Source organism: Actinomadura sp. BRA 177 (genome assembly GCF_013372625.1).
In the GTDB taxonomy this organism is placed as follows: domain Bacteria; phylum Actinomycetota; class Actinomycetes; order Streptosporangiales; family Streptosporangiaceae; genus Spirillospora.
In genome coordinates this window covers 1-14,824 of record NZ_JABXFD010000594.1, presented here as the reverse complement: position 1 = coordinate 14,824, position 14,824 = coordinate 1, and the positions used below count along the sequence as shown (strand labels likewise).

General features: G+C 71.7%; 12 protein-coding genes. 3 read left to right on the top strand and 9 right to left on the bottom strand.

The window, feature by feature from the left end:
* The 4 genes from rsmA to metG form a co-directional block, all read right to left on the bottom strand.
* On the bottom strand, positions 1-759 hold a 759-nt coding region (gene rsmA, locus HUX53_RS33645; protein WP_176407292.1), incomplete at its 3' end, for a 16S rRNA (adenine(1518)-N(6)/adenine(1519)-N(6))-dimethyltransferase RsmA.
* Between the two features lie 28 nt (positions 760-787).
* Positions 788-1,603: a transglycosylase family protein gene (locus tag HUX53_RS33640; protein ID WP_309237555.1), complete on the bottom strand. Its 816-nt coding sequence runs from the start codon at positions 1,601-1,603 to the stop codon at positions 788-790.
* 125 nt (positions 1,604-1,728) lie between these two features.
* Positions 1,729-2,553 carry a TatD family hydrolase gene (locus HUX53_RS33635; protein WP_176407291.1) on the bottom strand — a complete coding sequence of 275 codons (825 nt, stop codon included), beginning with the start codon at positions 2,551-2,553 and terminating at the stop codon, positions 1,729-1,731.
* Entirely contained in the window at positions 2,550-4,343 is a 1,794-nt protein-coding gene (gene metG / locus HUX53_RS33630) for a methionine--tRNA ligase (RefSeq protein WP_176407290.1), read from the bottom strand. Before metG ends, HUX53_RS33635 begins: the two co-directional genes overlap by 4 nt.
* Before the next feature lie 97 nt (positions 4,344-4,440).
* Between metG and HUX53_RS33625 the strand changes: the two genes are divergently transcribed.
* Entirely contained in the window at positions 4,441-6,054 is a 1,614-nt protein-coding gene (locus HUX53_RS33625; RefSeq protein ID WP_176407289.1) for a glycosyltransferase family 39 protein, read from the top strand.
* Positions 6,055-6,060: 6 nt separating this feature from the next.
* Here HUX53_RS33625 and HUX53_RS33620 read toward each other — a convergent pair whose 3' ends face one another.
* On the bottom strand, positions 6,061-7,854 hold the full coding sequence (locus HUX53_RS33620) for a hypothetical protein (RefSeq protein ID WP_176407288.1): 1,794 nt from the start codon (positions 7,852-7,854) through the stop codon (positions 6,061-6,063).
* Positions 7,855-7,940: 86 nt separating this feature from the next.
* Positions 7,941-9,251 (bottom strand): glycosyltransferase family 2 protein, encoded by a 1,311-nt coding sequence (locus tag HUX53_RS33615; protein WP_309237554.1) that lies wholly within the window; start codon positions 9,249-9,251, stop codon positions 7,941-7,943.
* A 329-nt stretch (positions 9,252-9,580) separates the two neighbouring features.
* Between HUX53_RS33615 and HUX53_RS33610 the strand changes: the two genes are divergently transcribed.
* A complete protein-coding gene (locus HUX53_RS33610; protein ID WP_309237553.1) occupies positions 9,581-11,284 on the top strand; it encodes a hypothetical protein in 1,704 nt (567 codons plus the stop codon).
* 18 nt (positions 11,285-11,302) lie between these two features.
* Here HUX53_RS33610 and HUX53_RS33605 read toward each other — a convergent pair whose 3' ends face one another.
* Together HUX53_RS33605 and rsmI are read right to left on the bottom strand one after the other, a co-directional pair.
* On the bottom strand, positions 11,303-11,647 hold the full coding sequence (locus tag HUX53_RS33605; protein ID WP_176407287.1) for a hypothetical protein: 345 nt from the start codon (positions 11,645-11,647) through the stop codon (positions 11,303-11,305).
* A gap of 93 nt (positions 11,648-11,740) precedes the next feature.
* Complete coding sequence (gene rsmI, locus HUX53_RS33600) at positions 11,741-12,580, bottom strand: 16S rRNA (cytidine(1402)-2'-O)-methyltransferase (RefSeq protein ID WP_309237552.1); 840 nt, start codon at positions 12,578-12,580, stop codon at positions 11,741-11,743.
* 146 nt (positions 12,581-12,726) lie between these two features.
* On the opposite strand from rsmI, the gene HUX53_RS33595 reads away from it, so the two are divergent.
* Positions 12,727-14,424, top strand: coding sequence for a dolichyl-phosphate-mannose--protein mannosyltransferase (locus HUX53_RS33595; protein ID WP_176407286.1), 1,698 nt, complete (start codon positions 12,727-12,729; stop codon positions 14,422-14,424).
* Here HUX53_RS33595 and HUX53_RS33590 read toward each other — a convergent pair.
* Positions 14,421-14,708 carry a hypothetical protein gene (locus HUX53_RS33590; RefSeq protein WP_255205900.1) on the bottom strand — a complete coding sequence of 96 codons (288 nt, stop codon included), beginning with the start codon at positions 14,706-14,708 and terminating at the stop codon, positions 14,421-14,423. The two genes, HUX53_RS33595 and HUX53_RS33590, sit on opposite strands and share 4 nt — an antisense overlap.
* Positions 14,709-14,824: the final 116 nt, after the last annotated feature.

Genomic DNA, 14,824 nt, shown 5'->3' with positions numbered 1-14,824 from the left:
ACGGCGGTGGCAGCGCGTTGCGCTTCGTGGGGAGCGTTGGATGTGTGTGAGACGCGGGCGCTGCGCGAGCGCGGCGGCGACCACCGCGAACACCCCCGCGCGGGAGGCGGCGGAGGGTGGCGGGTCGCGGCGGGTGAACGCGACGAGCCCGGAGTCGACGTTCGGCGCGGGCCAGAACACGGCGCGGCCGACGGCCCCGGCGCGGCGCGCGTCCCCGTACCAGGCGAGCTTCACCGACGGGACGCCGTAGATCTTCCCGCCGGGCCGCGCGACCATCCGGTCGGCGACCTCGGCCTGCACCATGACCAGCGCGGTCCGCAGCGACGGCAGGGTCGCCAGCAGGTGCAGGACGACGGGGACGGCGACGTTGTAGGGGAGGTTCGCGACGAGCGCCGTGGGGTCCGGCCCCGGCACGTGTGTGATCTTCATCGCGTCGGCGTGCACGACCTCCAGCCGTGCCGCGAGATCAGGTTCGCGCGCGGCGGCCGTGGCGGGCAGCTCGGCGGCGAGCGCGGGGTCGATCTCGACGGCGACGACGCGCCGCACCTCCGGCAGCAGCGCGAGGGTCAGCGACCCCAGGCCCGGCCCCACCTCGATGACGACGTCGTCCGGGGACAGCGCGGCGGACCGGACGATCCGCCGGACGGTGTTGGCGTCGATGACGAAGTTCTGCCCGAGCGTCTTCGTCGGCCTGATGCCGAGCCGCGCCGTCAGCTCCCGGACGTCCGCCGGCCCGAGCAGCCCCCGTGTCTTCCCCATCCGGTGATTGTTTCAGCTCGGCGCGGGCTCAGGAGAACAGGTGCTTGCCGCAGACGGGCCACTGGCCCTGCCAGCGGCCGTTGACCTTGTTGTAGAGCTTCTGCGCGCGGTAGGTCTGCTCGCCGGAGCTGGCGTCGGACGGCTTGCCCGTGCCGCCGACCGACGTCCAGGTGGCCATGGAGAACTGGTAGAGCCCGTAGTACCCGGCCGGGTTCACGGCCTTGGGGTTGCCGCCCGACTCGCACTTGGCGAGCCCGGCCCAGTTGAGCCGCGCCGCCGAGCCGGTGCCGGCCGACTTCGGGCCGACCGCGAGGATCCGCGCGACCGGCTTGCGCTTCACCTTCTGCGCGATGACCTTGGGCACCTTCTTGCCCTTGCGCTTGACGTACGCCCACTTGACGATCTTGACGCCGGACTTGCCCTCGCGCAGCACCTTCTCGCTCCACGGCGGCACCGACGAGCTGTTCTTCCGGATCGTCTTGGCGGGCGTCTTGACGACCTTGAGCTTCGGCGCGGACAGCAGCCGCATGATCTTGATGACGTCGCCGGACGGCTGGTCCACGGCCGGCTTGATCAGGTCGTGCGGGCCCAGCGCGATCCTTGCCTGGTCGAGGACCTGCTGGACGGTGGTGCCCGTCGTCATCGTCTCGGCCTTCTTGCCGTCGACGACGATGACGACCTTGTGCGGCGGCGGCGCGCTGGTCTTCGGCGCGTCCGCGACGGGCGCGGTGTTCTTCGGCGCCGCCGCGCCGTCGCCGCCGCACGCCGTGGCGAGCATCGCCGCGGCCAGCACGACCGATGCGGCCGGGAGCACGCGTGCGCGACGAATCGTGTTCGGAAGCACGGGGGGTCTCCTCCAGGGGGCAGGGCTCGGGGGCGCCCGCTCAATGGGCCAGAGATTAGAGGCAGCGGGGCGTGCTTCGCCACCTCAACGGCCTCACCGGCCCCGCTTGCCCCGTCGCGTCCCGCTCACCAGGGGCCGAAGACGCGCTCCCCGTTCGCGGCGATCGCCGTGCACAGTTCCGCCACGTCCACGCCCTTGACCTCGGCCATCGCGCGGACGGTGTGCGGGATCAGGTAGGACGCGTTCGGCTTGCCCCGGTGCGGGATCGGGGTGAGGAACGGCGCGTCGGTCTCCACGAGCAGCAGATCGAGCGGCGCGGCCCGCAGCGCGTCGCGCAGCGGCTCGGCGTTCTTGAACGTGACGTTCCCGGCGAAGCTCATCAGGTAGCCGTGCTCTGCGCAGATCTCGGCCATCCGGGCATCACCGGAGTAGCAGTGGAAGACGACCTTCTCCGGTGCGCCCTCCTCCGCCAGGATCGCGAGCACGTCGTCGTGGGCCTCGCGGTCGTGGATGACCAGGGCCTTGCCGGTGCGCTTGGCGATCGCTATGTGCGCGCGGAAGGAGCGGTGCTGGTCGTCCTTGGGCGCCCAGTCGCGGTAGTAGTCCAGGCCCGTCTCGCCGATCGCGCGGACCTTCGGGTGCGCGGCGAGCCGGGCGACGTCCTCCAGAACGGCGTTGGAGATTCCCGTCGTCTCGTTCGGGTGGATCGCGACCGCCGCGTACACGTCGTCGAACTCGCCGGCGGCCTCCACCGCGAAGCGGGAGGACGGCAGGTCGCAGCCGATCGTGACGATCCGCGCGATGCCCGCCGCCTTCGCCGCCTTCAGCTGCTCGTCGACCGGCGTCTCGACGATGTCGAGGTGGCAGTGGCTGTCGAAGACGTCCACGGGCAGGCGCTCGGGAAGCGGCGGGTAGGACCGTGCGGCCTGCCCGTCGGCGTCTCGGGTCACGTGTTCTCCAGCCTGGCGAGCTCCTCGTCCACCACGGACGACTCCAGCTTCTTGAACAGCGGGGTCGGCTTGGTCAGCGGCACGCCCGGCTTGATCGGCGCGGACTCCCAGCGCGCCTCGGTGGCGTAGTCGCCGGTGAGGACGCGGTAGTCGGGCCCGCCGTCCTCCGACACCGTCTCCAGCCGCGGCATGCCGCTCCACACGCCCTCGCCGCCGAGCATCTCGTAGACCTTCTGCGACGAGTTCGGCAGGAACGGCGTGAGCAGCGTCTTGGCGTCGTCCACGACCTGGAGCGCGGTGTGCAGGATCGACTTGACGCGGTCGGGGTCGTCCTTGAGCTTCCAGGGCGCCTGGTCGGACAGGTACCTGTTGGCGTCGCGGACGACGTCGAGGGCCTCGGTGATCGAGTTCTTGAACCGGGACCGGCCCAGCTCGGCGCCGACCGCCGCGAACGCGTTGCGGCTGCGCTCCATGAGCGCCCGGTCGGCGTCGGTGAGGTCGCCCGCCTCCGGGATCGCGCCGAAGTTCTTCGCCGCCATGTTCACCGACCGGTTGACGAGGTTCCCCCACGCGGCGACGAGCTCGTCGTTGTTGCGGCGGACGAACTCCGACCACGTGAAGTCGGTGTCCTGGTTCTCGGGCCCGGCGACCGCGACGTAGTAGCGCAGCGCGTCGACGTCGTAGCGCTCCAGGAAGTCCTTCACGTAGATGACGACGTTGCGGGACGTCGAGAACTTCTTGCCCTCCATCGTCAGGAACTCCGACGACACGACCTCGGTCGGGACGTTCAGCGCGCCCAGTGAGCCCGACGTGCCGCCCTTGTCGCCCTGGCCGCTGTAGCCGAGCAGCATCGCCGGCCAGATCTCGGCGTGGAAGACGATGTTGTCCTTGCCCATGAAGTAGTACGACAGGGCCTCCGGGTCCTGCCACCAGGCGCGCCACGCCTCCGGGTCACCGGACCGCCGCGCCCACTCCACCGACGCGGAGAAGTAGCCGACGACCGCGTCGAACCACACGTACAGCTTCTTCGCCGGGTTGTCGCGCCAGCCGTCCAGCGGGATCGGCACGCCCCAGTCGAGGTCGCGGCTGATCGCGCGGGGCTGCATGTCGTCCAGCAGGTTCAGCGCGAACTTCAGCACGTTGGGCCGCCATTGGCCCTGCTTGCCGCGCAAGTACCGGCCGAGGACCTCGGTGAACGCGGGCAGGTCGAGCATGAAGTGCTCGGTCTCCACGAACTTCGGCTTCTCGCCGTTGATCCGCGACGCCGGGTTGATCAGGTCGATCGGGTCGAGCTGGTTGCCGCAGTTGTCGCACTGGTCGCCGCGCGCCCCGTCGTACCCGCAGATCGGGCAGGTGCCCAGGATGTAGCGGTCCGGGAGGGTGCGGCCGGTGGACGGCGAGATCGCGCCCATCGTCTTGGTCGGGAAGATGTAGCCGTTGTCGTACAGGCCCTTGAAGACCTCCTGGACGACCGCGTAGTGGTTCAGCGTCGTCGTCCGGGTGAACAGGTCGTAGGTCATGCCGAGGCCGTGCAGGTCCTCGGCGATCACGGAGCTGTAGCGGTCGGCCAGCTCGCGGGCGGTCACGCCCTCCTTGTCGGCCTGCACCTGGATCGGGGTGCCGTGCTCGTCGGTGCCGCTGACCATCAGGACCTTGTTGCCCGCCATCCGCTGGTAGCGGCTGAACATGTCGGCGGGCAGCGCGAAACCGGAGACGTGCCCGATGTGACGGGGCCCGTTGGCGTACGGCCAGGCGGGCGCGGTCAAGATGTGACGGCTTGACGAGGACATGGATTCAAGGGTAGTCGCGTCACGGCGGCCGCGGCACGCGAGTAACCTGGTCCGGGTTCCGGGGCAGGTTGATCAGCGCAGGCGGGGGAGCCCAGGCATGGCCCAGACCACGTCCGACGAGGCCGTCGGCCAGGCTCCGGCCGGGCCGGACGCGGCGCGGGGCCTGCCCGCGCGGGCCCTCGGCCGGGTGCGCCGGACACGCCGGGTGGTGTGGCTGTCCCTGCTGGTCGCGGCGTCCGCGGTGCTCGCCCAGTGGGTGATCATGCCGCCGCCGCTGTACTTCGACCCGTACTACGTGTGGCTCGCCGCCCGCGACTGGCCCGACATCCCGCTCGCCCAGTGGCCGTTCGACGAGGTCCCGCACCAGGTCACCCGGATCGGGCTCGTGCTGCCGGCGCGGCTCGTCCAGGACGTCCTCGGGCCCGGCCAGGCCGCCTACTTCGTCGTCGCGGCGCTCGGCGGCATCGCGTTCTTCACCGGGACGTACCTGGTCGTCCGGTCCCTGTTCGGGGACGTGACGGGCGTCGCGTCCGCGGCGATCCTGCTGGTCCACCCGTTCTTCACGATGACGAACCCGTTCGGCCACGAGATCACCTGGTCGACCGGGGTGATGCTGCCGGACATGCCGGGCGCCGGGCTGTTCGCGATCGGGATGGCGGGCCTCGTCGTCGCGAGCCGCAGGACCGGGCGGGCGCAGACCCGCATGCTGCTCGCCGCCGGGGTGTTCCTCGGCGCGTCGTTCCTCGTCCGGGAGTTCCTGGCGTTCCTGTTCCTCGCGATCCCGGCCTACCTGGCGCTGCTGCGGATCCCGTGGCGGCGCAACGTCACGGTCGGCGCGCCGATGCTCGCGATCCTCGTCTTCAACTTCGTGCACAACCAGATCGTGTGGGGCAGCCCGCTCGCCGGGCTCGTGTCGGCGGCCGAGCACGGCGGCCAGTCCCGCGACTACGTGACCCGCATGCTCGCCGCCCGCTCGTTCCTGCGCGCGATGCACGACTGGAACCCGCTCGGCCTCGTCTTCACCGCCGCGCTCGCCCTCACGATCATCGGCTGGGCCGTCACCCGCGACCGGCGCCTCGGGCTGGTGCTGGTGTGGTTCTTCACGCTCGCCGTGCCGCTGACGCTCTTCGCCGGTGTGCTCGACCCGAACGACATCAAGCTGCGGGCGTGGCTCCAGCGGTACTGGTTCGCGGTGATGCCCGCACTGCTCGCCGGCGGGTTCGGGTCACTGATCCTGATGTTCCGGATGCTGCCCGCGCAGTGGGTGTCGCGGTGGCGGCTGAAGACCGTCGCCGTGCCGATCCTCGCGGTGGTGCTGGGCGGGACGTACACGGTCGCGGCCGTCCGCGCCGTCCCCGACCTGCCGCGCGACAAGGCGTGGAACGAGTTCCGCGGCTACCTCGCCGATCACCGCGACATCACGCTGATCTGCGCGGACCGGCGGCTCGCACAGACCCTCACCTTCTACACGCGCGACATGTGGGGCGACCCGATCTGGCGCGGCGAGATCCGCGACTGGCCGCACTACATGCCGCAGGTCCCGCGCGACGCGATGAAGGGCCCGATGCTCTACACGCGGTGGCGCGGGATGGAGTCGCAGATCGCGGGCGGCTGGCGGCCGTCCCCCGCCGAGGGCTGGACGCTCATGTGGCGCTCGTCCGACGGCGTCCTGCAACTGTGGAACCCGCCGCCGCTGCCGCCCGAGGACTAGCGCGGATCAACGGGTCCAGGCGACCCAGTCGCCCTTGATGGTGCGGCGGCTGTCGGCGACGTGCCAGCCCGGCGGGGCGCCCTTCGGCCAGGACGCGGTCGCCGGGACGTCCTTCGGCCACGCCAGCACCACCATGTCGACGTCCTGCGGCGGCGGGGTCCAGCGGGCGTCGAAGACGCTGCCCTCGCTCCACCACGCCCAGTAGAACTGCGACAGCCGGATCGTCCACGGGACGTTCCAGTCGACGGCGATGGACCGCTGCGCGCGCAGATCGACACGGTCGCGCAGGTCGGTGTGCGCGGTCTCGGCGCGCACCAGCGGCTGCGCGATGCGGTCGATCGCGGTGGCGCACATGGCGACCGCGACGACGGCGAGGAGCCCGGCGAGCAGCAGCGGGCCGTGCCGACGCAGCCGCGCGACCGCCACGGACAGCCCCAGCAGGACGAGGCCGGTCACGGTGGCGTGCCACAGCCGGAAGGACGTCCAGTCCCAGGTCAGCAGCGACGTCTCCGGGAAGTCGTAGGACGTGTAGGTGTACTGGCTGAGCAGGTCACCGGCGTACCACTGGACGACGCACGCCGCGACGACCGTCATCGCCACCGCCGCCGTCGCCGCCCGCAGCAGCGTCCGGGCCGGGGCGCGCAGCAGCACGGCGACGCCCGCCGCGAACAGCACCGGGGTGATGCAGGCGAGGTAGCGGCCGTAGACGTAGTTGCCGATGCGGTACTCGACCGGCAGCGCCGCCGACGTCGCGAACGCGATGCCCGCCACGATCGCGAGGACGGACAGGGCCAGCGCCCGTGTCCGGCCGGGCGAGCCCGGCAGCATGATCGGCGGCCGGATCGCGGCGAACGCCACCGCGAGCAGGCCCACCGCCGCGATGCCGCCGGTCGCGACGGCCTGGTACCAGACCTGCCCGGTGCCGAGCGACAGCATCCAGCCCCACCCGTCGTGGGTGGTGAGCCGCCGGACGACGTTGCCGCCGAGGTCGTTGTCGCCGGACGGGTACATGTGCGGCAGCAGCGACCGGTTCAGCAGCGTCCCCGCGGCCGTCGCGGCGGCGAGGACGAGCCCGGCCGCGGACGCGTTCCGCCACGACCGCCACCGGAACACGGGCGCCGCCGCGATCAGCACCGCGTGCACGGCCAGCAGGATCGCGCCGCGCGTGTGGCACGTGGCGGCGTAGGCGACGACCAGCGACGCGCCCGCCCCGTACAGCACCGGACGGCGGGAGACGCCCCGCCCGATCTGCCTCGGCGGCGCGCTCAGCCACGCGTGGGTGAGCAGCAGCCAGCCGGTGAACAGGACCGGCAGGATCGCGTCCGTCAGCACGAACTCGGAGTAGAACAGGACGCAGGGCAGCAGCGCGGTCACGTGCGCGAACACGTAGGACCAGCGGGGCCGCACCCGCAGCCGGCGCAGCAGCAGGTAGCCGAGCGGCAGCATCGACGCGCTGATCAGGGCGTTGATGACGAGCGCGATCCGGTAGACGGCGACGGGGCCGTCGCCGAGCCACACCGCGGGGAGCAGCAGCAGCGGGTAGCCGCCCCGGTAGACCGTCCCGAACGACATGTCCGCGTCGGGACCGCCGGTGAGGACGCGGGCGGCGAACAGGTAGCCCGACTCGTCCGGCGTCGCCACCGGGATCGTCTGCCCCGAGCCGAGCCACAGCCGCACCGCGACCTGCGCCGCCCAGCCGAGCACGAACAGCCACGCCCAGCGGCGGCGGCCCGCCGGGGACGGGACGCTCTCGGCGCCGCCGGCGCGCCGGGCGCCGGCTGTCGGTGAACGAAGATCCATCGCCGGTCAAGCCTGTCACAGTGCGGGCGGGACGCCGGTTCCCGGCCCGGAAACGCTCAGCAACTTCTCGGTATGGGAGTCGGGCGTCAGCGCTCGGACGCGCCGTCCTCGCCCTTGGCGTCCGGTGCGTCAGCCTTGCCCGCGGTGACCTTCTCTTCGCTCTTGTCCGCCTGCTCGGCGGCGCGCCGGGCCTTGTGCGCGGCGGCGTCCACGACGCCCGCGGCCTCCTCGGCCGGGTCGGTGAGCGGCGGGTGCTGGCGGCGGCGGATGCCGAGGATGCTGACGAACAGCGAGGCGAAGATGGCCTGGAAGCTCATCACGAGCGCGGTGGCGGCGGGCACGACCATGCGCAGCGAGTGCCGCGGGTCCAGCTCGCCGAAGTTGTTGACCCGCCAGTGCAGCAGCGACGCGACGAGGCCGCCGAGGCCGGCGAGGGCGAGCAGGCCGCCGATCAGCAGGCCGCGCTCCAGGCTCCACCAGTCGATGATCTTCTGTACCCGGCGGTCGTGCGGGAGGAATCCCTCCTGCATCGCGTAGACCTTCGTGAGCAGCGCGAACAGCACCGCCTGGAAGCCGATCACCAGCGCGGCGCCCGCACCGACCAACGTGTCGACGTCGAAGGCGATCTCCCCGACCGTCACCGGACCGGTCGACAGCGCGATCCCGGCGAGCAGGCCGAGAGTCATGAAGACCAATCCGGGGATAAGGAACAGCCAGCGAGGGCTGTAGAGCATGAGGAAGCGAAGATGACGCCATCCGTCACGCCAGGTGTTGAGATGCGGGGCGCGGGTCCGCCCGTCCGGGGACAGCGTGGTCGGCACCTCGCGGATGTCGTACCCCTGCAGGGTCGCCTTGACGACCATCTCGCTGGCGAACTCCATGCCGCCGGTCTGCAGGCCGAGCCGCATGATGGCGTCCTTGTTGAACGCGCGCAGCCCGCAGTGGAAGTCGCCGATCTTGCTGCCGAAGAACAGCCGGCCGACGAAGCTGAGCACCGGGTTGCCGAGGTAGCGGTGCAGCGGCGGCATGGCGCCGTCGGCGATGCCGCCCTTGAACCGGTTGCCCATGACGAGGTCGGCGCCGCCGCGCAACTCGTCCAGGAACGGGCCGAGGGTGGTGAAGTCGTAGGAGTCGTCGGCGTCGCCCATCGCGACGTATCTGCCGCGCGCGGCCCGGATCCCGCCCATCAGGGCGTTGCCGTAGCCCTTGTCGATCACCGGCACGACGCGCGCCCCGGCGTCGCGGGCGAGCTGCTGGCTGCCGTCGGTGCTGCCGTTGTCGGCGATGACCACCTCACCGTCGATGCCGTTGTCCGCAAAGAAGCCGATCGTCTTGCGGACGCAGGTCTCGACCGTTTCGGCCTCGTTCAGACATGGCATCACTACGGAGAGTTCCACGCGATCTCCTTCGTTACCCCTGGTGACCGTCTGCGGTGTTTTCCACTAATCTCAGTTGTTCCGCGGGGCGGCCCGTCGTTCGTTCATGATGCCTGCCGAGGACGGGTCATGATGGCCGCTCTCGTCAAGAGCACCCGTATCGTGTTGCCCACTTGCAACCGAAAAACCCACTCCGGAACGGTCGCGGGCGGCAGGCTAGGACGTCAAGCATACGGGCACGGCGGCCCGGAAGGGGTGTGTCGGCTGTGACGCGCGCCGGAGAAGGCAGTGCCGCCGGGCAGACCAGAGCCACCGGACCGGGGGCGGGACACCGAAGGGGAGGTGCGGCAGTGGCGGGGGAATCGCCGCAGGGCACCGCGCTGGACACCGACACGCCCGGCGGGGGGAGCGGCGCGGCACATTCCGGCAAAGCCATTGCGGACGGTCCGGAATCCGCCACTGAGCACGGCCTGAAGAAGCGCCTGCTGTCCGCGGCGCGAAAGGGCGGCGGCACGCTCTCGATAAGGAGAACCGCCGAAGATGCGGCGGTTTGGGACGGTAAGCGCCGTGCGCGCGGACTGTGGACGCTGGCGCGCCGGCATCCGGCGTTCAGTGTGATCATTGCCACAGCGGCACTGCTCCGGCTGATAGCGATGCTCGGCTACCAGCCGGTGATGTTCTTCAACGACAGCTTCGACTATCTGCACGTCGCGACCGACCCGTATCCGCATCCCCTGCGTCCCGACGGCTACGCGTTCCTGCTCTACATCCTCAAGCCATTCCACAGCTTCGCGCTGGTCGCGGCCCTGCAGCACCTGATGGGGCTGGGCATGGGCGTGATGATCTACGCGCTGCTGCGGCGGAAGTTCGGGCTGCCCGGCTGGGGCGCGGCGCTCGCCGCCGCGCCGGTCCTGCTGGACGCCTACCAGCTCCAGCTGGAGCACCTGGTGCTGTCGGACACGCTGTTCACCTTCCTGGTGATGAGCGCGGTCACGCTGCTGCTGTGGCACGACCGGCCGTCCTGGAAGATCGCCGCGGCGGTCGGGCTGATCGTCGGGATGGCGTGGCTGACCCGCTCGGTCGGCATGCCGGTGCTGCTCGGCGTCCTGGTGTTCATGCTGATCCGGCGCAGCGGCTGGAAGCCGATCGCGGTCACGCTCGCCGCGTGCATGCTGCCGGTACTGGCGTACATGGGCTGGTACAAGGCCGACAGCGACAAGTTCGCGATCACCGAGAGCAACGGGATCTTCCTGTACGCGCGGGTCTACAAGTTCGCCGACTGCCACCAGATGAAGGACCTGCCCGTCCGCGAGTACCCGCTGTGCACCGAGCCGGCGAACCGGCTGCCCAACTCCCAGGACGGCATCTGGAACGCCCAGTCGCCGCTCAACCGCTACACCGGCACCCGGTTCAGCCCGGAGAACAACGCGCTCGGCAACGACTTCGCCAAGCGCGCGATCACCGCGCAGCCCGGCGACTACCTGCAGGTCGTCGCGCACGACTTCTTCCGCGTCTTCCGCTGGGAGCGGACGGTCTTCCCCGACCCGGCCACCTACTCGCAGTACGAGTTCGAGAAGAAGAGCCGGAAGCTGCCCGACTGGCACATGCCGGGCGGCGGGGTCGCGTCCCAGGAGGCCAAGGCGTACGAGCGCGGCAACGCGCAGACGCAGGTGGTGGAGCCGTTCGCCGGCGTCGCCCGCGGCTACCAGGACGTGTTCTACCTGCGCGGGACGATGCTCGGCGGCGTCCTCCTGCTCGGCCTGGCGGGGCTGGTCCCGCTGTGGCGCCGGTTCGGCGGCGCGGCGCTGCTGCCGTGGACGCTCGCGACCGGGCTGCTGCTCGCGCCGGCCGCGACCGCCGAGTTCGACTACCGGTACGTGCTGCCCGCCGTCCCGCTGGCGGCGCTCGCCGCCGGGATGGCGTTCACGCCCGGGGTCCGCGCGACGGTCGCCGGGTGGGGCCGCCGGCTCCGGCGCGGGTCCGGCGCGGAGGACGCCCCCGCACCGGACGCGCCGGAGATCGAGACCAAGGTCCCCGAGGTCGCCGCGAACTGAGCCCTTACCCCGTCCGCTTCACCAGGCGTGCATGCGGCGGAGGTGGAAGACCATCGCCACATCGCTGCCGCTGCGGGCCTTGGGGACCTCGCCCTCCTTGCCGCGCATCGCCGAGAGCGCCTTCACGTTCTGGCTCTGGCACTTCGGGCAGCACCGGTCCATCCACGGCGTCATGAAGGGCTGGCCGCCGCGCTCGTAGACGACGACCTCGCTGCCGTGCCCGTCACCGGCGTGCCGGACCTCGAACTCCTCGTTCCAGGTCGTCGCGCAGCTCAGGCACTCGAAGACCCATACCTCTTGGCTCGACCATGCTTCCTGCATGGCGGTCACCCCCTCGCGCGCGTCCGGTTCACCCAGTTCCATGGTGGCCCCGCCGAGCCCATAGTGCCCCCGCCGGCCGCCACCGATCGGATTTATTCCCAAAAAGAACTGGTTGGACCGGTCCCATGCCGGTGACTATTTCCTGGCCTTGACAACGGCGTCGTAAACCACGCGTTTCGGCGCGCCGTTCTCCCTGGCCACGTCGGCGATGGCCTGCTTGCGCGGCGTGCCCGCCTCCTCGCGGACGGCGACGGCCGCGGCCAGGTCGGCCGGATCGCTCAGCCCGGCCGGCTCCGGCGCGCCCCCGACCACCAGCGTGATCTCGCCGAGCACGCCGCCGTCCGCCCACGCGGCCAGCTCGCCGAGCGTCCCGCGCCGGATCTCCTCGTAGGTCTTGGTCAGCTCGCGGCAGACCGCGGCCGGACGGCCGGCGCCGAACGCGTCCGCCATCGCCGCGAGGGTCGCGGCCAGCCGGCGCGGCGACTCGAAGAACACCATCGTGCGGGGCTCGTCCGCCAGCACCCCGAACCGGCGGGCCCGCTCCCCCGCCTTGCGCGGCGCGAAGCCCTCGAAGCAGAACCGGTCGGTGGGCAGCCCCGACACCGCCAGCGCGGCCGTGACGGCGGACGGCCCCGGCACCACCGACACCGGCACCCCCTCGGCGACGGCCGCGCGCACGAGCCGGTACCCGGGATCGGAGACGCCCGGCATGCCCGCGTCGGTGATGACCAGCACGTCCCGTCCGGCCAGCAACTCCTCCACCAGCCCCGCGGCCCGCGTCCGCTCGTTCACGTCGTTGTAGGACACGATGCGCGCGGTCAGCTCCACGCCGAGCTCGCCGGCCAGCCGCCGCAGGCGCCGCGTGTCCTCGGCCGCGATCACCGGGGCGTCCAGCAACGCCTCCCGCAACCGCACCGACGCGTCCTCAACCCGCCCGATGGGCGCCGCCGCCAGCACCAGAGTCCCCGTCGTCACCCGCCCTATTGGACCAGACCCGAGCCACCGGAGCACGGGCAGGCACGCGGAGCGAGCTCTGCGAGCGCAGCGGGCATGCCCTGCGTCGTGACGGGGGTTCCAGGGGGGGCGCCCCCCTGGGCGAGCAGCGCCCGTACGATGGCGTAATGGCGACGACGGATCTTGTTCCCGCCGCGGCGGGTGCGGCACCGCGGCGGCCGGCCCCGCTGCGGGAGTGGCTGGCGCCCGCGGTCCGGGGCAGCGTGCTGCTGTCCTGGCTGGGCCCGCTGCTGGTCACCGCGCTCGCCGGATACCTGCGGTTCGACCGGCTGGGGTCGCCGAAGGCGGTCGTCTTCGACGAGACGTACTACGCCAAGGACGCGCTCGCCCTGCTGAAGTTCGGCTGGGAGCACAACACCGTCGAGAACGCCGACAAGCTGCTCATCGCCGACCCGGACGCGCACATCTGGGGCAACGGGCCCGCGTTCGTCGCGCATCCGCCGTTCGGCAAGTGGATGATCGCGATCGGCGAGTGGATGTTCGGCGCGACGCCGTTCGGGTGGCGGTTCGTGCCCGCGCTCGTCGGGACGCTGTCGGTGCTGATCCTGTGCCGGGTCGCCCGCCGGATGACCGGGTCGACGCTGCTCGGCTGCGCCGCCGGGCTGCTGCTCGCGCTGGATGGGCTGGCGTTCGTGACCAGCCGGGCCGCGCTGCTGGACGTCTTCGTGATGTTCTGGATCCTCGCCGGGTTCGCGTGCCTGGTGAACGACCGGGAGCGGTCCCGCCGCGTCCTCGCCGAGAAGATCGAGCGCGGCGCCACCTCGGTGTACGGGCCGTTCCTCGCGCACGGCTGGCGGTGGGCGGCCGGGATCTGCCTCGGCCTGGCCTGCGCCACCAAGTGGACGGGCATCTTCTACGTCGCCGCGTTCGGGCTGATGGTCGTCCTGTGGGACTACGGCGCCCGCCGCGCGGCCGGGGTGCGGGCCCCGTTCGCCGGGACGATGCTGCTGGAGGCCGTGCCGGCGTTCGTGCAGCTCGTCGTGGTGGGCCTGGTGACCTACCTGGCGACGTGGTGGGGCTGGATCTTCAAGCCGGGCGGGTGGGGACGCGGCAACGTGTCCGACCATCTGCTGTGGCGGCCGTTCGAGGCCATGCCGAACCTGTGGGAGTACCACGCGCAGATGCTCGGCTTCCACACCGGGCTGCACGCGAAGCACCCGTACCAGTCGTGGCCGTGGGACTGGCCGATCCTGCGCCGTCCGGTCGCGTTCTTCTACACCGAGCCGAAGAGCGGCTGCGGCGGCGCGTCGCGCTGCTCGCGGGAGATCCTCGGGATCGGCACGCCCGCGCTGTGGTGGGGCGCGCTCGTCGCGCTGATCGTCGTCGTGTTCCTCTGGCTGATCCTGCGGGACTGGCGGGCCGGCGCGATCCTGCTGGGCTTCCTGGCGGGCTGGCTGACCTGGTTCCCGTCGGCGTTCGAGGACCGGACGATGTTCCTGTTCTACGCGACGCCGCTGATCCCGTTCATGGTGCTGGCGGTCGTGCTCGTCCTCGGGTACCTGATAGGTCCGGCGCCCGCCGGGATGGCGGGCGCGCACGCGGCGGGACCTGGCGAGAAGAGCCTCGACGAGGGCTACGCGCTGCCCGGCGAGTCCTACCGGGACGGCGGGGACGGCGGGGCGCACGCGCCGCCGGCAGCGGTCCAGCAGGGGGCGGGCCTGCGCAGGCTGGTCGGCGCCGCCGCCGCGGGCGCGTTCCTGCTGGTGGTGCTGGCGAACTTCGCGTACTTCTACCCGATCCTGTCGGCGCAGACGATCCCGTACAACGAGTGGCACGACCGGATCTGGTTCCAGTCCTGGGTCTAGGCCACGGCGGGGACGGGACGGAGCGTCCGGCCGCCTAGCAGGCAGAGGGCCAGGGCGAGGACGCCGCCCACACCCGCACCGGCGAACGCGCCCGGGACGCCGGCCGCGTCCTGCCCGATGCCCGCGGCGAACGAGCCGAGCGACCCGCCCGCGCCGACCGCGGCGACGACCCACGCGAACGCCTCGGTGACGGTCCCCTCGGGCGCGAGCCGGTCGACGAGCGAGAAGCTGCACGCCAGCACCGGGGCGAGGGACACGCCGGACACGAACGCCAGCACCGACATGACGGGCAGCGACGGCGCGAGGACGAGCGGGACGTATCCGGCGGCGAGCGCGGCCAGCAGCCAGCGCAGCCGGCGGTGCGGCTCGCCCGCCCACGGCCTGTCTCTTATTCACATCC